Genomic DNA, 19,459 nt, shown 5'->3' with positions numbered 1-19,459 from the left:
GTCGGCCCTCTCGCTCCGTTCATCCGCACGGCCCGCCCGCGAGGGCACGTTTTCCGCCACCCGCTACCCTGGCCCGGTCACCGGGGCGCTCCCGCGCCCCCGTCGCCGTCACCGTCTCCTGGGGGAACCCGCCACCATGCTCAGGTATCTGCCGTTCCTGCTGGTACTGGCGCTGTGGATCTACGCCTTCATCGACTGTCTCAACACTCCCGAGGAGGAGGTGCGGGGGCTGCCGAAGGTGGTCTGGGTCATCATCATCCTGCTCTTCGGCGAGGTGCTCGTCGGTCCGGTCGCGTGGCTGGTGGCAGGCAAGGCACGCCGCGCGCCCGTGGGCGGTGGCACTCCGGCCGAGTCGCCCCGCGGCCGACGCGCCGAGTGGGTCGCGCCCGACGACAACCCCGAGTTCCTCAAGTCCCTCAAGGAGGACAAGGGAGAGGACGAGAAGGACGACGAGGCTCTCCTCAAGGACTGGGAGGCCGACCTGCGCCGCCGCGAGGACGAGCTGAAGCGCCGCGAGTCCGGTGAGGACCCCCAGCCTCCGCAGACCTGAGACACGCCGACGGCGCCCTGCGGTCTCGGTGAGACGCGGGCGCCGTGGCGTGGACGCAGGGGGGCCGCCGTACGGGCGACCCCGGGGCGGGGACGGATCCTAGGCCGCGTCGTGTTCGACGGACCTGGGCGAGCACTGGGAACCGTTCTGCCAGTAGCAGCCGACCTGGACGAGTCCGTACCGGTAGTCCGAGCCGGTGCCGGCGACGGGCCGGGCGTCCCGGCCGAGCGTGCGCAGGATGTCGCGGGCATTGCCCTGGCAGTGGCCGGAGGTCAGGCACAGCGCGGCGGAGCCGGTGACGAAGGGCGCGGCCATGCTCGTGCCGGAGAGGAAGCCGTGGTCCTCACCCAGCAGCGTGGCGCGGGTGGGGAGAGTGGAGAGGATGTCGGTGCCCGGGGCCGCGATGTCCACCCACGACGCTCCGTAGTTGGAGAAGGGCGCCCGCTGGTCGAACACGGTGGTGGCGGCGACGCTGATCGCCTCCGGGTAGGCCGCCGGATAGTTCAGCGCGGTCGTACCGGCGTTGCCCGCTGAGGCCACCACGGCGACGCCCGCCTGGGTGGCCAGCCGGACGGCCTGGTGCACCAGCGGGCTGTCCACCGAGGTTCCCAGACTCAGGTTGGCGACCCGGATGTTCTTCGCCTTCGCGTTGCGGGCGACCCAGTTCAGGCCCGCGATGAGGTCGGAGAAGAGCCCTGAGCCGCTGTCACCCAGGACCTTGACGTTCCACAGGCGGGTGCCGGGGGCGGTGCCCTCAGCGCCGATGCCGTTGTTGAGCGCCTGGATGATGCCCGCGACGTGCGTCCCGTGGCCGTGGAGGTCGTTCGCGCCGGGCGAGGTACTGAAGTTGGCGTTCCCGGCCACCCGCAGGTCCGGGTGACCGGCGTCCACACCGGTGTCCAGCACCGCCACCCCGACCCGGGCGGCCGCGGGCACCCGGAATCCGTGCTCGGAGCCCGCCACGGCGCCGATCCGGAAGAGGCCCCACTGCCCGGCGAGCAGCGGGTCGCCCTTGTACGCGACACCGCCCCCGTCCGCCCTGCCCGTCCGCTGCTGCGGCGCCTGGAGCGAGGAACCGGCGACCGGTTCGGGCAGGGACACCAGCCGGTCGGGTTCGATCGAGGCGACCTGCGGGTCGGCGCGAATGGCCTCGATCTGGGCCGCGGTCGCCTCCAGGGCGTAGCCCTTGAGGGCCGCCCCGTCCACGGTGGCGTCGAAGACATGGCGCAGCCGGCTCCCGCCGTCCGACGCCTGTCCCTTCGCCTGCTCCTCGGCGACCTTGCCCGGATCGGCGACCGTGTCCTTCAGCTGCACGATCCACCGCTCCGCCGAAGCGGGCTCGGCGGCCTGCGCGGAGCCGGGCACGACCGCGGCGGCCGTGAGGGCCGACAGCGCGGCACAGGCGACCAAACCATTACGGAGCGGAATCTTTCCGAGTCTTCGCACCAAATCCTCCACACCCTGCACACCGAAGATCGACAAAGCAGGACAATATGAGTGGTCAGATGTTCCCCGGAGGCGACTCACTCGGGATCGTCCGGACCGGTCATGAAATCACCTGATCGGACGTGCGAGCCCAGCGCGCGGGTGAGCCGCTCCAGAGGTCCTTTCGCAGGACACGTGCTCTACGCTGACGGCGACAGCAGCGCGACCGAGGACAGCCGTTTCGATGAGCCCCGAGCAGCAAAGCGGCCAGGCCACCGCCGAGTTGACGCAGGACGCCGCCCTGCGTGGGGAGCCGGCCCGGTCGCCGGCGCCCGACCGGACGCGGCGGTCACCGAGCCCATGAGGTCCGGCCCGGCGGCCGACCGCCCGCTGCGCTCCGTCGACCTCGCCCGCCTCGCCGGGCTCTCGACCCAGCAGATCCGCAACTACGAGGAGGCGGGCGTCCTGCCGCCGGCCGAGCGCACGGCGTCCGGCTACCGCACCTTCACGGACGTCCACCGGCAGGCGCTCACGGCCTACCGGACGCTGGTGAAGGGGTACGGCCCCGTGGTGGCGGCCCGGATCATGCGGACCCTGCACGCCGGCGACGTCCCGGCCGCCCTCGCCCTCGTGGACGCCGCGCACGCCGCGCTGCACGAGGAGCGCGGCGCGCTGCGGGCGACCGGCGAGGCCCTGGCAGCGCTGGGCCCGGCACCGCCGGTCCCGGCGCAGACGCGGCGGGAGGCCGGGGAACCACCCCCGGCGCCCCGCTCCGGCCTGCGCATCGGCGAGGTCGCCGCGCTGCTGGGCGTACGGACGTCGGCGCTGCGGGTGTGGGAGGCGGCCGGGCTGCTCAGCCCGACGCGCCAACGGGGCACCGGATACCGCGTGTTCGGCCCCGCCGACGTGCGCGACGCCCGAGTGGTCGACTCCCTGCGGCGCGGCCGCTACCTGTTCCGGCAGATCCGCCCGGTGCTCGATGGCCTGCGCCGGGAGGGCGGCGGCGAGCCCCTGCGCGCGGCGCTCACGGCCCGCGGGGAGGCGCTGACGGCCCGCACCCACGCGATGCTGGAGGGCGCGGGCGCCTTCCACGGCTACCTCGCCCGGGTCACCGCAGCCGGGACGACGACAGGATCGACAGCAGATGGGCCGGGACCATCACCCAGGTGATCGCGGCGATGGCCGCCAGCGCCCAGCGGGTGGGCCCGACACCGCCGGTCGCCGCGTCCAGGGCGGCCACGGCCAGCAGGACCAGGGAGGCCTCGATGCCGTTGGTGACCCGGTGGATCTTGAAGGCGGCGGCGAGACGGCGCAGTGAGGCGACGCCCTGGGAGCGGGGCGCGGTGGCCTCGTCGTCGGCGACGGCGAGGCCACGCCGGGCCCGGGCCACGTCCACCAGGTCGGTCGATGCCTTCAGCAGCACCACACCGAGCGCGGTCGCCAGACCCAGCGACACCCAGCCGTTGAAGCCCGCCCAGCCGCCGAGGCCGGACTCGGCGGCCCGGAAGCCGAAGCCGATCATGAGTGCCGCGTCGGCCAGATAGGCGCCGAGCCGGTCGACGTAGATGCCGGTCGCGCTGTTCTGTCCCTTCCAGCGGGCGACCTCGCCGTCCACGCAGTCGAAGAGCAGGAACAACTGCATCAGGAGCGCGGCGAGCACGGCCCCCGCGAGACCGGGGACGAGCAGGGCGGCACCGGACAGCACCCCGCACACCACCATCGTCCAGGTCAGCTGGTCCGGGGTGATCCGGGTGCGCACCAGCTGGCGGGTGAACCGCAGCGAGACGCGCCGCATGTAGAGGCGTCCCGCCCAGTGCTCGCCGTTGCGGCTGGCGAGCTTGGCCTGCGGCTGGCAGACCTCCCGCAGCTCCTCCAGCACAGGAGCAGCAACCATGAACTTTCCTTCCGCCCGGGGCTCAACTGCCGCGCCTGCGGCGGTGATCGGCACAGGTTACTTGACCCGCTCCCGGACATTTCCTGGGGGATTCCGGCCCGGTCGGGTGCGGTGTCCCGCCCCGCCCGACCACACGATCGCGTGAGCGCCCGCGTCAGAGCGGATCCCACCGGGAACGGATCGAGGTGAAGACACGCACCTTGCCGAGGAGGAGCCATGGACCGGGTGGAACGAGTGGACCGGCCGGACCGGCTGGACCGGGCGACGGCGCGGTCGTGGCTCGCCACCGCCGTCGAGGAGGCGCGGGCCGGTCTCGCCGAGGGCGGCATCCCGATCGGCGCCGCGCTCTACGGCCCGGACGGCACCCTGCTGGGCCGCGGCCACAACCGGCGCGTCCAGGACGACGACCCCTCCACGCACGCGGAGACGGCCGCCTTCCGCGCGGCGGGGCGGCAGCGCTCGTACCGCGGCACGACGATGGTGACCACCCTGTCCCCCTGCTGGTACTGCTCCGGGCTGGTCCGCCAGTTCGGCATCTCCCGGGTGCTCGTCGGCGAGGCGAGCACCTTCCACGGCGGCCACGACTGGCTGGCGGAGCACGGCGTCGAGATCGTGCTCCTCGACGACTCCGAGTGCATGGCCCTGATGCGCGACTTCATCGCGAAGAACCCGGCTCTCTGGAACGAGGACATCGGTGACTGAGCCCGCTGCCGCCCACGCCTCCCGCATCCCGACCGTCGACCTCGGGCCCTGGCTCTCCGGCGACGCCGACGCACGCGCCGCGATCGCCCGTACCGTCGACGACGCCCTGCGGACCGCCGGGTTCCTGCTGGTCACCGGGCACGGGGTCGACCCCGCCCTGCGCGACCGCATCCGGGAGGCCGCCCGGGCGTTCTTCGTGCTGCCCGCCGACGTCAAGCAGGCCTACGGCGCGAAGGTCGGCGGGCGCGGCTGGCTGGGGCCGGGCGCGGAGGCCAACGGGTACGCGGAGGGGACGGAGACCCCGCCGGACCTGAAGGAGTCCCTGACCTTCGCCACGCACGAGCCCTTCGACGACCCGGTGGTCAACGCGGAGTGGTACGCGCCGAACGTGTGGCCCGCGGAGGTGCCGGAGCTCCGGGGCCTGTGCGAGGAGTACCTGAACCGGATGGGTGGGCTGGAGAAGCAGCTGCTCTCCCTGCTCGGGGAGGCCCTCGGCCTCGGAGCGGACTTCTTCTCCCGGCACATGGATCATCCGACCTACGGTTTCAACATCAACTGGTATCCGGGGACGGAGGTCGTCGGCGAGCCGCAGCCGGGCCAGTTCCGGATCGGCCCGCACACCGACTTCGGCACCGTCACCATCCTCGACCGGCAGGTCGGCAAGGGCGGGCTCCAGGTCTGGACGGACGAGGGCGGCTGGGAGGACGCGCCCTTCGCCCCGGACGCCTTCACCATCAACATCGGTGACCTGATGGCCCGCTGGACGGGTGACCGCTGGCGCTCGGGCAGGCACCGCGTACTGCCGCCCCCGGCCGACGCGCCCGCCGAGGAGCTGATGTCCCTCGTCTACTTCGGCGAGTGCACCCCGGGGACGCTCGTGGAGTCCGTCCCGGCGCCCGTCGGCCGGGTGGCGTACGAGGCGGTCGACTCGCATGTGTATCTGCGGGGGAAACTGGACTCGATCACGGTGGAATGACGGCCTCATTCCGCTCACGTCCGGAAGTTTCGTGACCCAACGGACACCAGGCGATCTGGCACTTACCAACTCCCTCTCCTTACCCTTGCGTCGGGAACCGAGCCCTGGGGGAGGTGCGCGGTGCACAGACGGTTGTACGGGCGTGGCGCGCTGTTCGACGTCGAGCCGTCCGGTCTCGTACCGCGACTCGTGGGGATCCGGCCGTACGAGCTCCACGCGGAGAAGCCCGAACACCCCGCAGGGCCGCCCCTGCTGGTGCTGGCGGGCGGGCGGGGCCTGGGAAAGAGCGCGGTGCTCGCCGAGTTGTGGGACGCCTACACGGAACACACCCGCAGGGGTGAGGCCCGCAGACGTACCCCGGTCGCGTTGATCGACTGCGAGGACGAGCAGTTCGCGCGGCCGCCGCACGAGGAGAGCCCGGAGTCCTGGTCGCCGGTGTGGCAGGCGCTGCTGGTCGTCGCCGAGCAGCTGACGGAGCCGGTCCGGGCGGCCGGGCAGCTCACCTTTCCGCGGCTGACGGCCGGGCTGGTGGCGGTCCGGGCCAGCGACTGGAGCGGCCGGACCGACTCCGACCGCATCCGGCGGGAGCTGGTGCGGATCCTGCTGCTGAACGAGCGCGCCTCCCGGTTCAGCCTGGCCGGGCGGTGGGCGGCCAAGGTCGCGTCGAAGGTGATCGCGGCGGCGAGCGGCGGGGGCCCGTTCGTCGCGGCGACCGTCGAGGCCACCCTGGAGGCGCTCTCCGAGGGCGTCACGCACCGCAAGGAGCAGAAGCCGGCCACCTGGTACCGCTCCTATCCGAACGCGGGCGGCAACGCCAAGCGCGGACTGCTGCTGCTCGCCGGGAACTTCCGGGCCGGTGGCACCTCGCGCGAGCACGCCGAGCGCTGGCTGGTGCGGGCGCTGCTCGCCGACCTGGCCGAGGCCTACTCGGGGCTCGGCTCGCATCTGACCCGGCTGGGCCGGCCGCTCGTGCTGCTGGACAACGCGCGGAGCGGCCCGGGCCCCGGGCTGCTGGACGCCGTCCTGCGGGACCGGGCGGACGGGGTCGCCGACCAGGTGGTGTGGGTGGCGACGGTACGCGGCGCGAGCCATCCGGCGCTCGGCGACGCCGTACGCCGTGAACTGCCCGAGGTGGCCCGGGCCACGGACTGGGAGCCGGGCAGTTCGCCCTCCTCGCGGGCACTGCTCGTACCGCTGCCGCCGCTGTCCCCCGACGACACCCTGCACATGGTCGGCGCGGTCTGCGACGACACCGAGCTGCCGCCTCGGTTCCCGCACGCCACACACCGGCTGACGGGCGGGAACCCGCTCGGCATCGTGCTGCTCGCGACCGCCGCCCGGCAACACCCGGGGCGGGCGGCCTCGTTGGGGCGACTGCTCACCGCGAAGGTCAGGCTGGAGGAGGGGCAGGCCGACGACGGCAGGCCCGCCTACGCCGAGCTGCTGGGCCGCCTGGTCCCCGCCGACCGGCTCGACGAGCTGACGGTCCTCGCGGCCGCCCACGACCACGACTCCGCCGTGGCCCTCGCCGACGCACAGCTCCCCGACGACTTCGGCTCGTCGGGCGTCCGGTCACTGCGGGCGCGGCTCGCCGCGGAGGGACTGCCGACCGCGCCGGGCCACTTCGTCGGCGACCCCTTCACCCGCACCCTGCTGCTGCTCCGGCTGCACCACCGGCCCGCCGACCACGCCAAGTGGCGCGAGGTGCACGAGACCCTGATCCGGCACTACACCCACGCCGACGGACAGGACCCGGACGACCAGGACCCCGCCCACGCCCGGTACCGGCTCTACCACGAGCTGGCGCTCGGCGACACGGCCGGCGCGGTGGCCTACCTGCGCGACACGTTCGCCGGTCTGCGCACCCGCACCTGGCTGGACACCCTCCGGTTCCTGGCGTCCGCGCCCTACTTCCACGCGCACGACGCGGCAGGCCGCGACTTCGACGGCCAGGACGACCGCCGGTCGGCGATCGCGCTGGGCCGCACGGACGCCGGCCATGAGCCGCCGGACGGCGTGAACGCCGCCCTCCATCTGCGGATACGGCGGCTGCTGCACGCCGTCTGGCAGGTGACCGACCCGCTGGTGCTGCCGGACCCGAAAGTGTGCGGGCGGCTGGAGTTCGAGCTGCTCCAGCTGTCCGACCAACGGCCCGCCGGGGGCGCGCTGCTGTTCGCGACCTCCCAGACCTGGCCCCGGGACGCCCTCGCGGGCCGCCCGCTGCGCACCCCGGCCGAGGACGACGACGGCGACACGGACGGCGCCGGGCACGGACCGGACGACGGGGACGGGGTGGCGTGATGGCCGACGGGGACGGGGTGGCGTGATGGCCGACGGAGTCAGAAGCCCGCTGGTGCGGTGGCTGCGGGAGATCTGGGAGATCCGCCTCTACCGCTATCTGGCACTGCTGGTCACGGCCGCCGTGCTGACCGGGCTGGTCTTCGCCGTGCGGGCGGTCACCGACGAGGACCGCTCCTGCGCGCCCGGGGTGGCCCGTCCGGCCGGCAGCGACGAGTGCGTGGGCGTGGCCACGGGCGCGTACGACTTCGGGCATCCCCAGCTGCGGGACGCGGTGCGGGCGATCGACCGGGAGAACGACCGGCTCAAGGCGGGCGATTACGTCACGGTCGCGCTGATGCTGCCGTACACCGCCTCCACCCCCTCGACGCTCAGCGACATCCAGCACGAGGTGCAGGGCGCCTACCTGGCCCAGTGGCAGGCCAACCACACCTCCAACGGCCAGGCTCCGGCGATCCGCCTGGTGCTCGCCAACCCGGGTGCCACCAGCGACCACTGGGAGACGATGGTCGACCGACTGGAGCGGATGGCGAAGGGCGCCGACCGGCTCCGCGCGGTCGCCGGGGTCGGGCAGAGCACCGACAACAACAAGAAGGCCGTGGCGGAACTGACCCGGCGGGGCATCCCGGTGGTCGGCGCCTCCATCACCGCCGACAACCTCGCCAACGGGCAGAACGGCAAGGACCCCTTCCCCGGCCTGGCCCGGGTCTCCCCCACCAACACGGACGAGGCACGCGCCCTGGCCTCGTTCGCCAAGGTCGACGCCGGCCGGGCCCTGCTGGTGTACGACAAGCCGGGCGACCCGTACACGCGGACGCTCCAGACGTCGTTCGCCGCGCTGCTGAAGGGTTCGCCCTACGAGCCGCAGCCGTTCACCCCGCCCGCCGACCGCACCCAGGAGGGGACGACGGCGAACACCTTCCGGCAGATCACCCACCTGGTCTGCGACACCTCCGCGGAGACCGACACGATCCTGTTCGCGGGCCGGCACACGCAGTTGCGACAGTTCGTCAACGCGCTCGGCACGCGCGGCTGCCAGAACCGGAAGTTCACGGTGCTGACGGGCAACGAGGGCTCGTACCTGTCCGGCGACAAGAAGCTGGACCGCACGGCCCTCACCCACAACCTCTCCGTCCGCTACACCTCGCTCGCCCACCCGGACGCCTGGGTGAACGCCCCCGTGACACTGCGGGGCGGTTCGGCGGCGGACGCGAAGGTCCTCACCGACCTCCTCGCCCGCAGCGCCCGCGAGCCGGTCGGCCCGATCGGCGACATCGCCCTGGAGGACGGCCAGCTGATCATCGGCTTCGACGCGATGACGCTGGCCGTGCACGGCATCCGCGAGGCCACGCCCGACGGCGCGACCGCCCCGCCCCTCGCGGACGTCGGCCTCCAGTGGCCGCAGGTCAAGGGCTCGCTGCGGGTGAGCGGGGCGAGCGGCTGGATCTGCCTGGATGTGCACGGCAATCCGTACGACAAGGCCGTACCGATCGTGGAACTCCACCCCGACGGCGGCTCCCGCTTCGTCCGCATCGCCTGGCCGGAGGGCAAGCCCCCGACCACGGAGTGCCTGCCACCGTCCTAGCGGCTCAGGAGCCTGCCAGGATTTCGATCAGCCGTTTGAATCCGGCGCGCCGGCCGGGTTCGGTGCCGGACCGTGTTCCGCACGGTCACGGGCGCTCGCCCGCCTTGTCGACGACGGCGCGGCGCTGGACGGCAGTGTCGCCGAGCACTGTCCCCTTCTTCAGTCCCCGGTAGTCCCGGGTGAGGATCGCCCGCTGCCCGAGAAGTTCGGCCGTCTTCTTGTCGAAGGTCCACTCGAAGCGGATGGGCAGCTGGCTGTCCGTGCGCGTGATCCCGACGCCGTGCCGCCCTCGGGCATCGACCGAGTCCTCGATCACCCTCACGCCGGGGACGCGGGCGATCGCCCGGTAGAGCGCGGCGCACTGCGCCGACGGCATGATCGAGTCACTCAGCAGCTTGCCGGCCAGCTGCAGCACGGCCTGGTGCTCGTCGTAGGTCCCGTACAGCGTGGTCCCGACCCAGGCGGCCTCGTAGAGCCGAACGGATGATGTGACCAAATAGTCGTACATCGCGTCCGGGTCAGCGGGCAGGGACTTCAGGAACCGGTGGCTGAAGGTGTTGCCGTAGATCTCCTGTCCCGGCTGCCCGGCCGAACGGAGCAGCTCGCTGCCGTCCCTCCCGTTGCGCACCATGGTCTGGCGGCTGCCGTCCACGGAGACCCATACCTCTGTGTGGTGCAGGGGCACGAAGACCAGCTTCTTGTCCAGCCCGGTCTCGAAGAAGGACTTCACGGTGTCGACATAGACGAACTGGTCGTCGCGCATCCTGCCGTCCCCCTGCTGGTGCTCGGCCGCCAGCGCGACGTCCTCCAGCAGAGCCGCCACCGACGTGACGCGCGGCCCCGCGTCGGCGCCGCCCGACGACGGCAGCACGGTGAACGTGAGGGCTGCGACGGTCGCCACGGCGGCCGCCGCGAGCGCGGGTCGCACCCACCGCTTCCGCGGTTTCGCGACGGCTTCGTCGGCGTGCCGGATCTCGGTCATCAGATGCTCCTTGAGGAGTCGGTGACGGCCCGGCGGAAGGTCCTGTTCAGGCAGCTGATTCATCGGTTTCCCTCCCTGCTGGGCCTGACCGCCGAGGCGCGGTCTTCACCTCTCACCTGTCCGCGCACGGCGGGCGGTTCCCTATGTTTCGCGAGCTTTGCCCGCGCCCGCGAGAGCCGTGACCGCACGGTGCCCACGGGCACCCCCAGCGCCTCGGCCGCCGCCTCGTACCCGAGGCCCGACCACACGCACAGCGCCACCACCTCGCGCTCGGCGCGCCGCAGCCTCGCCAGCGCGGTGCGCACGGCGGCCAGTCGCACGGCGTCGTCCACCCGGTCCGCCACCTCGTCGGCGAAGTCCCGCACCGTCTCCTCGCGCGGCAGCCGCGCCACCGCGGCCGCGTGTCTTCGGGCCGCGCGGCGGACGTTGCGGGTGACGTTGGTGGCTATGCCGAGCAGCCAGGGACGCGGGGAACCGCCGTCCTCGTCCAGCCGCTCGCGCAGCCGCCAGGCGTCCAGGAAGGTCAGCGAGACGATCTCCTCGGCGGTCGTCCACTCCCCCGTGAGCCGATAGGCGTGGTTGTAGACGGAGCGCGCGTATGCGTCGAAGAGCTCGCCGAAGGCGTCGTGGTCCCCCGCGCGGATGCGTTTCCTCGAGATGCTCAGATGCGTATCCACACCCTCTGCCTGTCCGTACGACGAAGGCCGGTTCCCGTGACGTGGGTCACGGGAACCGGCCTTGGCCGGGGCGGGGTTCAGACTCCGGCGTACGAGTGCTTTCCGGAGACGAAGATGTTGACGCCGTAGTAGTTGAACAGCCAGCAGCCGAACGCGATCAGGGCCAGGTAGGCGGCCTTGCGGCCCTTCCAGCCGGCCGTGGCCCGGGCGTGCAGGTAGCAGGCGTAGGCGACCCAGGTGATGAACGACCAGGTCTCCTTGGGGTCCCAGCCCCAGTAGCGGCCCCAGGCGTCGCCCGCCCAGATGGCGCCCGCGATGATCGTGAACGTCCACAGCGGGAAGACGGCCGCGTTGACGCGGTAGGCGAACTTGTCGAGCGAGGCCGAGGCGGGCAGCCGGTCGAGGACCGAGTTGGCGAACTTGCCGGGCTTGCCGCCGGTCGCCAGCTTGTTCTCGTAGGCGTCCTTGAACAGGTACAGGATCGTGGCGACCGCGCCGACGTAGAACACCGCGCCGCAGAAGATCGCGGTCGAGACGTGGATGTACAGCCAGTACGAGTGCAGCGCCGGGACCAGCTGGTCGCTCGCCGTGTAGAGGACGGTGACGGCGAGACCCAGGTCCAGCAGGACCGAGGTGATCAGGAACAGGCCGAGCCAGCGCACGTTCTTCTTCAGCGCCAGCAGCCCGAGGTACACGCCGACGGCCACCGTGGAGAAGGTGAGGTTGAACTCGTACATGTTGCCCCACGGGGCCCGCTCCACCGAGGCCGCGCGGGCGATCACGCCGCCCAGCTCGACCAGGAACGCGAGCACCGTGAGGGAGATGGCGATACGGCCGTACATGTCGCCCTGCTCGTCACCGCCGTGCGCGCCGGGCCCGTCGGGCACATCGCGCGCGCCGGCCGCGGAGCGCACGACGACCTGCGGCCGCTCCAGGACGGCCGTCCCGCCCTTCTTCCTGGCGGTGACGGCCGGGCCCTTGGCCGCGGTCGTGGCGGTGAGCGCGGCGGCGGTACGGCCGACCTTGCTGCGACTGCCGAGGAGCCATTCGGCGATGTACGCGAAGAAGGCCAGGGTGTAGACGGCCATCGCGGAGTAGATCAGCGTGTTGCTGATGCTCGCGAGGTTTTCGTTGGTGGCGGCGGCAAGCTCCGTGGTGGCGGCGAGAGTCACTTCTCAGCCCCTTCGGCAGGTACGACTTCGGGTTCGGGGGATGCGGAGGATGCGGGCGGTCCGGGGGTGTCGGGATCCGGGGTCGAGGGAGTCTGGTCGTACAGGATCCCGGCGAGGTCGCCGAGTTCCTCGGGCACCTTGGCCGACTCGCTGCGGCCGAGTCCGCCCATCTCGACGACCGTCACCCCGTCGTCGCCCTTCACCGCGCGCACCCACACCCGGCGGCGCTGGAGGAACAGGGAACCGGCGAGGCCGAAGATCGCGGCGATGGCCCCGCCCAGCGCCCAGCCGCTCGCGGGCTGCTGGGTGATCTGGAAGTTCGCCCACTCCTTGGTGCCCTCGTAGGTCACCGAGCCGGCGCCGTTCGGGAGGGTCATGGTCTCGCCGGGCTCGAGGTTGTCCCGGAGCTGAGCGCCCTTGGAGTCCTTGAACTCCTTCATGTGCGACTTGTCGAGCTGGTACACGCTCTGCGGGATGCCCGAGTTGACGCCGAGGTCGCCGTGGTACGGCGTCAGGTTCAGCACCGGGTTGCGCAGCGCCGGAAACGTCGAGGCCGCCTCGCTGCCCTTGGTGTACGTCGGCAGGAAGAAGGCCGAGATGCCCAGCTGCTCACCGACGCCCTTGGCGTCCCGGTAACCGTCGAGGACCTTGATCACACCGCTGGAGGTGATGTTGGAGTCGAGCGGCAGCAGCGGCACCGCGTCGCGGTAGACGACGTCGCCCTTGCCGTCGCGGACGGTGATGACGGGCGCGTAGCCGTGGGCGGTGAGGTAGATCTTCGAGTCGTCGATCTCCAGCGGGTGGTTGACCTTGACGACGGCCTTCTTGTCCTTGCCGTAGGCGCCCACGCTGTAGGTGATGGCGGACTGGAAGGTGCGCGCGGTGCCCGTGTTGGGACCCGAGGTCTCGTACGTGCCGGTGAACTTTTCCAGGGTGAAGCTGAACGGGTTGAGGTCGTCGGTGCTGAAGAGGTTGCCGGACTTGAAGTCGTTGTACTGGGTGAGGGTGTTGGAGAAGCCGTCGCCCTCGACGACCAGCTTGTTCCCCTCGGACTTGTAGAGCTGGCCGCAGGCGAAGGCGACCAGCATCACGATCAGCGCGATGTGGAAGGAGAGGTTGCCGACCTCACGGAGGTAGCCCTTCTCCGCTGCGACGGCGTCCCCGGCCGGGTGGGCGCGGAAGCGGCGCTTGCGCAGCAGGGTGAGAGCGGCCTCACGGACCTGTTCCGGCTCGGCGTCGGTGCGCCAGGTCGTGTACGCGGGCAGCCGGGTCAGCCGCTTCGGCGCACCCGGCGGGCGGCTGCGCAGCTGACCGACGAACTGCCAGGTGCGGGGCACGATGCAGCCGATGAGGGAGACGAACAGCAGGATGTAGATCGCGGAGAACCACACCGAGCTGTAGACGTGGAAGAGGCCGAGCCTGTCGTAGATCGGCGCGAGCGTCCCGTGGGCCTGCCGGAATTCGGCGACCTTCGTCTCGTCGGTGCCGGACTGCGGGATCAGCGAACCGGGGATCGCGCCGAGAGCCAGCAGCAGGAGCAGCAGCAACGCGACCCGCATGGAGGTGAGCTGCCGCCAGAACCAGCGGACCCAGCCGATGAGCCCCAGGGCGGGCCCACTGGCCAGCGTGTCCACGGGCGCGGTGGACAGCTGGGAGCCGGCGGCGCCGAGATCCTGCTCGTCGGAGGCGGCCGGGGTCTCGCCCGGGGCGGAGCCGACGGTGCTCTTGCTCATGAATCAGATCCCCACAGTGAAGCCGACGGACCAGGACTGGATGTCCTGCACAAGGCGGTCCCAGGCACCGGTCAGCAGCAGCAGACCGGTCACGATCATCATCGTGCCGCCGATCCGCATCACCCAGGCGTAGTGACGCTTGACCCAGCCGAAGGCGCCGAGCGCCTTGCGGAAGGCGACCGCGGCGAGCACGAAGGGCACACCGAGGCCGAGGCAGTAGGCGACGGTCAGTATGGCACCGCGGCCCGCGCTTCCCTGCTGGGAGGAGAGGGCGATCACGGAGGCGAGGGTCGGGCCGATGCACGGGGTCCAGCCGATGCCGAACAGCGCGCCGAGCAGCGGGGCGCCGGCCAGCCCGGCGACGGGCCTCTTGTGGAAGCGGAACTCCCGCTGGGTCATCCAGGGCATCAGCCCCATGAAGAAGACGCCCATGAGGATCATGAGCACACCCAGCACCTTGGACAGGACATCCTGGTTGGCCTGGAGGTTCTCGCCGAAGTAACCGAACAGGGCCCCGCTGGAGACGAACACGGCGGTGAAGCCGAGGACGAAGAGCGAGGCGCCGGCGACCATCCGCCCGCGGCGGGCCTCGGCCAGGTCGGTGCCGGCGACGCCGGTGACGTACGACAGATAGCCGGGGACGAGCGGCAGGACGCACGGCGAGAAGAAGGAGACGAGCCCGCCGAGCAGCGCGATCGGCAGCGCGACCAGCAACGCGCCGTTGAGCACGGTGTCGTTGTAACCCGTCGCGGCGAGTGTGGTGACCGCGCTCACGTCACTTCTCCGCGAGGACGGGCGCGATCATCTTGCGCAGCCTGTCCTCGCTGAGCGCGGCCAGCGACCGGGCCGCGATCTTGCCCTCCCGGTCGATGACCAGCGTGGAGGGGATGGCCTGGAGGCTGAGCGTGCCCTTCTTGAAGCGCAGCAGCAGCTTGCCCTTCGGGTCGGACAGGCTGGGGTAGGTGATGCCCTGCTGCTTCTCGAAGGCGAGGGCGTTGTCGTTGCTGGTGTCGAGGGTGTTGATGCCGACGAACTGCACACCCTGGCCCTTGAGGTCCGTGTAGACCTTCTGGAAGCCCGGCGCCTCGGCACGGCACGGGGCGCACCAGGAGCCCCAGACGTTGAGGACGACGACCTTGCCCTTGTAGGCGGCGATGTCGAGCTGTCCTCCGGCGACGCTCTTGCCGGACAGGTCGGGGGCCGCGGCGCGCGTGCCCTTCTTCGCGGTGGAGATGCCGTCCTTGCCCATCACGAAGTTGGTGTCACCGCCTCCTCCGGCGGTTCCTCCGGAGGTGCAGGCGGACAGCAGCAGTGCGGCGACGGCTCCGCCGGCGGCCGCGGTCAGGGCGGCACGGCGCGAACGGTTCCGGCTGGTCGAGCACAGGGGGGCGCGGCTGGCGGCACTCATGTGAAAAGTTTCGCATGCCCGTTCTGGGGATCTTGCGCACCCCCCTTGCGGGGAGAAAACCCCATTTCAGGCAGCGTTGGCGGCGGTACCCGCCGAGGTCGAGGCAGAGGTGGACGCGGAGGGGGTGCTTGCGCCCAGGAACGTCTTCCAGCCCCCGGCGGGCTGCTGCCCGACTTCGAGGGTGCGCAGCTTCTCGAGGACCTCCGGCTTCTGGACGTCGATCCAGTCCACGAACTGCCGGAAGGAGACCAGCCGTACGTCGGCGCCCTTCTCCTTCTCGCGCGCGATGTGCTTGAAGGCCTCCTCGACGGCGTCCATGTAGATGCCGCCGTTCCACTGCTCGAAGTGGTTGCCGACGAAGAAGGGCGCTCGGTTAGTCTCGAATGCCCGCTTGAATCCCTGTATGTACGCCTGCGAGGACTGCTGCCGCCAGCCCGGGTAGTTGTGGCTGGGCGCCTTGGTCGAGTTGATCGACTGGTTGGCGAGCATGTTGTAGTCCATCGAGAGGACCTCGAAACCACGGCCGGGGAAAGGTATCTGCTGCAACGGCAGATCCCAGATCCCGTCCTTCTTCTGCGGCCACACCTGACGCCCGCCCGGCGAGGAGGCGTCGTAGCGCCAGCCGAGGGCGCGGGCGGTGGGCAGCAGGTTGTCCTGGCCGAGCAGACAGGGCGTCCGGCCGCCGACGAGTTCCTTGTCGTAGTCGAAGGGCAGCGCGGGCAGGTCGCTCCAGCCGGTGTTGGTCCGCCACTCCTTCACGAACGACTTCGCCTGGTCTATCTCGCTGCGCCACTGCTTGGGCGTCCAGTTGCCGACGGTCCCGTTCCCGGAGCAGAAGTGCCCGTTGAAGTGGGTGCCTATCTCGTGCCCCTCGAGCCAGGCGCGGCGGACGCCGTCGAGCGTCATCCTGACGTGCTCGTCGGTGAGGTAGCCGATGTCGGAGGCGCCGCGCGGGTTGTTCGGCGGGTCGTAGAGCCGCTTCTTCGACTCGGGCAGCAGATAGAGCCCGGAGAGGAAGAAGGTCATGCTCGCGCCGTGTTCCTTGGCGAGGTCGAGGAAGCGCGTGAAGAGTCCGTTGCCGACCTCGCCGGCCCCGTCCCAGGAGAAGACGACGAACTGCGGCGGCTCCTCGCCGGGCTGGAGCGGCACGGGCTTGGCCGGCTGGTGGGGCTGCTTGCCGGTGAAGGAGGTGGAGCCGTCACCGATGGGGCGGGCGGTGACCTTCGGGCTGGGACTGCCGGAGGGCTTGCCTGAGCCGCTGGAACCGCCGGGGGTGCTCGGCCCGTCCGAGTTCGTGAGGCTGCCACAGCCCACGAGTCCGGCAGCGGCGGCGGCCCCGGCGCCGAGTCCGAGTGCTCCCCTTCGGGTGATGGCGCGCATGGCAACCCCGTTCGTCACATTTTCCGATGGTCACCCATTCAGAGGACGTGACGAACGAGGAGGTTCCGCCGATAGTTCCGGATTCCGTAACAGAGGGGCTTGTTTCAGCCACGGCACCCGGCCGCGTGTTCCGGTGGCCGGATCCGATGACCGAACCCGGCAGCCGGCGTCGGAGGGCGGATCCGGCCGGGCGGTGGGCCTACGCCCCGAAGGCCTTGCCCTTCCCCTGCACCGGCTTGGCGCCGGCCCGGAGATGGGCGGGCACCAGGTCGATGGCGGGCTCGCTGTAGCCGACGGACACGATCCTGTCGCCCTGGTACGTGAAGGTCGTCAGCGAGGCGAGCGTGCACTGCCGCTTGCGCGGGTCGTGCCACAGCCGCCGCCGCTCGACGTAGGACCGCACGATCCAGATCGGCAGCTGGTGACTGACGAGCACCGCCTCATGCCCGCGGGCCGCGTCCTTCGCCGCGTCCAGCGCACCCATCATCCGGACGACCTGGTCGACGTACGGCTCGCCCCAGGACGGCTTGAACGGGTTGACGAGGTGCTTCCAGTTCTCGGGCCGGCGCAGCGCCCCGTCCCCGACACCGAAGGTCTTGCCCTGGAAGACGTTCTCCGCCTCCAGGAGCCGCGCGTCGGTGGCCAGGTCGAGCCCGTGCACCTTGGCGATCGGCGTCGCCGTCTCCTGCGCCCGCTCCAGCGGGGAGGCCACGACGTGGGTGACGTCGCGGGAGGCGAGGTGCTCGGCGACCCGGTCGGCCATCTGCCGGCCCAGCTCGGAGAGGTGGTAGCCGTCGAGACGGCCGTAGAGCACCCCGTCGGGGTTGTCGACCTCACCGTGCCGCATGAGGTGGACGACGGTGAGGTCCTTGTTGCCCGAGGTGTTCTCGAGGGCGTTTTCCGGGGTGGTCATGCCGCTGTGGCCTCCGCAGCCGCTCGGGCCGCCGCCGGGAGGGCGTCGGCGATTCTCTGGACGGCCTGGTCGTCGTGGGCCGTGGACACGAACCAGGACTCGAAGGACGAAGGCGGCAGGTACACGCCGTTCGCCAGCAGCGAGTGGAAGAAGGCGGTGTAGCGGAAGGACTCCTGCGCCTTGGCGTCCTCGTAGTCACGGACCGGCCGGTCCGTGAAGAAGACGGAGAACATGTTGGAGGCGCTCTGGAGCGTGTGCGCGACCCCCTCCTTGGCCAGCGCCTCCGACACCAGGGACTGGACCCGGGTGGAGACGTCGTCGATCCTGGCGTAGGCGGCGTCGTCGAGGAGCCGCAGCTGGGCGAGCCCGGCGGCGGTCGCCACGGGGTTCCCGGAGAGGGTGCCGGCCTGGTAGACGGGCCCGGCGGGGGCGAGGTGCGCCATGATGTCCGCCCGCCCGCCGAAGGCCGCGGCGGGGAAGCCACCGCCCATGACCTTGCCGAAGGTCATGAGGTCGGGCCGCACGCCGTCGATCCCGTACCAACCGGCCCGGCTGGTCCGGAACCCGGTCATGACCTCGTCGGAGATGAAGAGCGCGCCGTTGTTCTGGCAGGCGTCCTTGAGCCCCTGGTTGAAGCCGGGAAGGGGCGGCACGACCCCCATGTTGCCCGGCGAGGCCTCGGTGATCACACAGGCGATCTCGCCGGGGTGCCGGTGGAAGGCCTCCTGCACGGCCTCGAGGTCGTTGTACGGCAGGACGATGGTGTCGCCGGCCTGGGCGCCGGTGACGCCGGGGGTGTCGGGAAGCGCGAAGGTCGCGACCCCGGAGCCGGCCGCCGCGAGGAGCGAGTCGACGTGCCCGTGGTAGCAGCCGGCGAACTTGATCACCTTGGTGCGCCGGGTGAACCCGCGGGCCAGCCGGATAGCCGACATGGTGGCCTCGGTGCCGCTGGAGACGAGCCGCACCTCCTCCAGGGGCTCGATGCGGGCGACCATCTCCTCGGCGAGCGCGACCTCGCCCTCACCGGGCGTACCGAAGGAGGTACCGCGCGAGACGGCCTCCTGCACGGCGGCGATCACTTCGGGGTGCGCGTGCCCGAGGATCATGGGCCCCCAGGAACAGACCAGGTCGACGTACTCCCGGCCGTCGGCGTCCGTCAGGTACGGGCCGGTGCCGGACACCATGAACCGGGGCGTGCCACCCACGGCACGGAACGCGCGCACCGGCGAGTTCACACCCCCCGGCGTGACGGCGGACGCACGGTCGAACAGCGCCTGCGATACAGGCGCATCGTATGAATAGGGCAGTTCGCTCATGACCTGCGACTTCTCCGACCTTCTCCGACTTGCTGGACTCCGGTTGTCAGTGACCTCCCAGGGTAGGCCAGCGGCGATCGGGGCCGGCGGGGCCGTCATCCGCTTCACCATCTGCGAAACTGAGTCGGAACGGGCCTGGTAGACGTAGCTCACACCGACCGTGTGTCCAGTGGCTGCGAAGATCCTGCGGACAGGTGTTTCAACGCACGTTTCGGCGGGCGGCCGTGGGGGAGGTCACTGACACGATGATCGGGTTGCGCGGCGGGGGCCACGCGTCCTAGAAAAGCAGTCGGGTGGAGATATGCATCGCGGTGGTGGACTGGGCGAGGGGACGGACGACCTGGGTCCTCGACGTGCCCGGCGGGGAAGGCACCGGCGCGACGCGGAGGAAGCCAACGAAGCACGTCAGACGCAGGCACAAGGTGTACCGAGTGAGCCCGAGCGGATC

Annotated in this window: 17 protein-coding genes; 6 read left to right on the top strand and 11 right to left on the bottom strand. The window is 71.3% G+C overall.

The annotated features are described in order from the left end of the window. Positions 1–136: 136 nt before the first annotated feature. A complete protein-coding gene (locus OG736_RS25450) occupies positions 137–550 on the top strand; it encodes a PLD nuclease N-terminal domain-containing protein (RefSeq protein ID WP_327184493.1) in 414 nt (137 codons plus the stop codon). 99 nt (positions 551–649) lie between these two features. Here the strand turns inward: OG736_RS25450 and OG736_RS25445 are convergent, their stop codons facing one another. Continuing rightward, entirely contained in the window at positions 650–1,996 is a 1,347-nt protein-coding gene (locus OG736_RS25445; protein WP_327184492.1) for a S8 family peptidase, read from the bottom strand. Positions 1,997–2,335: 339 nt separating this feature from the next. On the opposite strand from OG736_RS25445, the gene OG736_RS25440 reads away from it, so the two are divergent. Further along, complete coding sequence (locus OG736_RS25440) at positions 2,336–3,145, top strand: MerR family transcriptional regulator (protein ID WP_327184491.1); 810 nt, start codon at positions 2,336–2,338, stop codon at positions 3,143–3,145. Here the strand turns inward: OG736_RS25440 and OG736_RS25435 are convergent. Further along, complete coding sequence (locus tag OG736_RS25435) at positions 3,084–3,869, bottom strand: CDP-alcohol phosphatidyltransferase family protein (RefSeq protein WP_327184490.1); 786 nt, start codon at positions 3,867–3,869, stop codon at positions 3,084–3,086. The genes OG736_RS25440 and OG736_RS25435 overlap by 62 nt on opposite strands. Before the next feature lie 216 nt (positions 3,870–4,085). On the opposite strand from OG736_RS25435, the gene OG736_RS25430 reads away from it, so the two are divergent. The 4 genes from OG736_RS25430 (at position 4,086) to OG736_RS25415 (ending at position 9,430) form a co-directional block, all read left to right on the top strand. Next, positions 4,086–4,571, top strand: coding sequence for a nucleoside deaminase (locus OG736_RS25430; RefSeq protein ID WP_327184489.1), 486 nt, complete (start codon positions 4,086–4,088; stop codon positions 4,569–4,571). Continuing rightward, the gene (locus tag OG736_RS25425; RefSeq protein ID WP_327184488.1) at positions 4,564–5,547 is read left to right on the top strand and encodes an isopenicillin N synthase family dioxygenase; all 984 of its coding nucleotides are present in this window, start codon (positions 4,564–4,566) and stop codon (positions 5,545–5,547) included. The genes OG736_RS25430 and OG736_RS25425 overlap by 8 nt, the downstream gene beginning before the upstream one ends. Positions 5,548–5,667: 120 nt before the next feature. Next, positions 5,668–7,848, top strand: coding sequence for a hypothetical protein (locus OG736_RS25420; RefSeq protein WP_327184487.1), 2,181 nt, complete (start codon positions 5,668–5,670; stop codon positions 7,846–7,848). Positions 7,849–7,873: 25 nt separating this feature from the next. Further along, complete coding sequence (locus OG736_RS25415; RefSeq protein WP_327184486.1) at positions 7,874–9,430, top strand: type 1 periplasmic-binding domain-containing protein; 1,557 nt, start codon at positions 7,874–7,876, stop codon at positions 9,428–9,430. 85 nt (positions 9,431–9,515) lie between these two features. Here OG736_RS25415 and OG736_RS25410 read toward each other — a convergent pair whose 3' ends face one another. The 9 genes from OG736_RS25410 to hemL all read right to left on the bottom strand — a co-directional run bounded on the left by OG736_RS25410 (position 9,516) and on the right by hemL (position 19,011). Beyond that, positions 9,516–10,475 (bottom strand): CU044_5270 family protein, encoded by a 960-nt coding sequence (locus OG736_RS25410; protein ID WP_327184485.1) that lies wholly within the window; start codon positions 10,473–10,475, stop codon positions 9,516–9,518. After that, a complete protein-coding gene (locus OG736_RS25405; RefSeq protein ID WP_327184484.1) occupies positions 10,472–11,089 on the bottom strand; it encodes an RNA polymerase sigma factor in 618 nt (205 codons plus the stop codon). The genes OG736_RS25410 and OG736_RS25405 overlap by 4 nt, the downstream gene beginning before the upstream one ends. 77 nt (positions 11,090–11,166) lie before the next feature. Continuing rightward, complete coding sequence (gene ccsB, locus OG736_RS25400; RefSeq protein ID WP_327184483.1) at positions 11,167–12,261, bottom strand: c-type cytochrome biogenesis protein CcsB; 1,095 nt, start codon at positions 12,259–12,261, stop codon at positions 11,167–11,169. Then, complete coding sequence (gene resB, locus OG736_RS25395) at positions 12,258–13,994, bottom strand: cytochrome c biogenesis protein ResB (protein WP_327184482.1); 1,737 nt, start codon at positions 13,992–13,994, stop codon at positions 12,258–12,260. The genes ccsB and resB overlap by 4 nt, the downstream gene beginning before the upstream one ends. Positions 13,995–13,997: 3 nt before the next feature. Beyond that, entirely contained in the window at positions 13,998–14,768 is a 771-nt protein-coding gene (locus tag OG736_RS25390; protein WP_020130083.1) for a cytochrome c biogenesis CcdA family protein, read from the bottom strand. Position 14,769: 1 nt separating this feature from the next. Beyond that, on the bottom strand, positions 14,770–15,402 hold the full coding sequence (locus OG736_RS25385) for a TlpA family protein disulfide reductase (protein ID WP_327184481.1): 633 nt from the start codon (positions 15,400–15,402) through the stop codon (positions 14,770–14,772). A 66-nt stretch (positions 15,403–15,468) separates the two neighbouring features. Then, the gene (locus OG736_RS25380; RefSeq protein WP_327187708.1) at positions 15,469–16,782 is read right to left on the bottom strand and encodes a polysaccharide deacetylase family protein; all 1,314 of its coding nucleotides are present in this window, start codon (positions 16,780–16,782) and stop codon (positions 15,469–15,471) included. Positions 16,783–16,981: 199 nt separating this feature from the next. Further along, positions 16,982–17,695, bottom strand: coding sequence for a histidine phosphatase family protein (locus OG736_RS25375; RefSeq protein ID WP_327184480.1), 714 nt, complete (start codon positions 17,693–17,695; stop codon positions 16,982–16,984). Beyond that, positions 17,692–19,011, bottom strand: a complete 1,320-nt coding sequence (hemL, locus tag OG736_RS25370; RefSeq protein WP_327184479.1) for a glutamate-1-semialdehyde 2,1-aminomutase — start codon at positions 19,009–19,011, stop codon at positions 17,692–17,694. Before hemL ends, OG736_RS25375 begins: the two co-directional genes overlap by 4 nt. Positions 19,012–19,459 lie beyond the last annotated feature (448 nt).

This window comes from Streptomyces sp. NBC_01334, assembly GCF_035983595.1.
In the GTDB taxonomy this organism is placed as follows: Bacteria; Actinomycetota; Actinomycetes; order Streptomycetales; family Streptomycetaceae; genus Streptomyces; species Streptomyces coriariae.
This window is presented reverse-complemented; position numbering and strand designations above follow the sequence as displayed.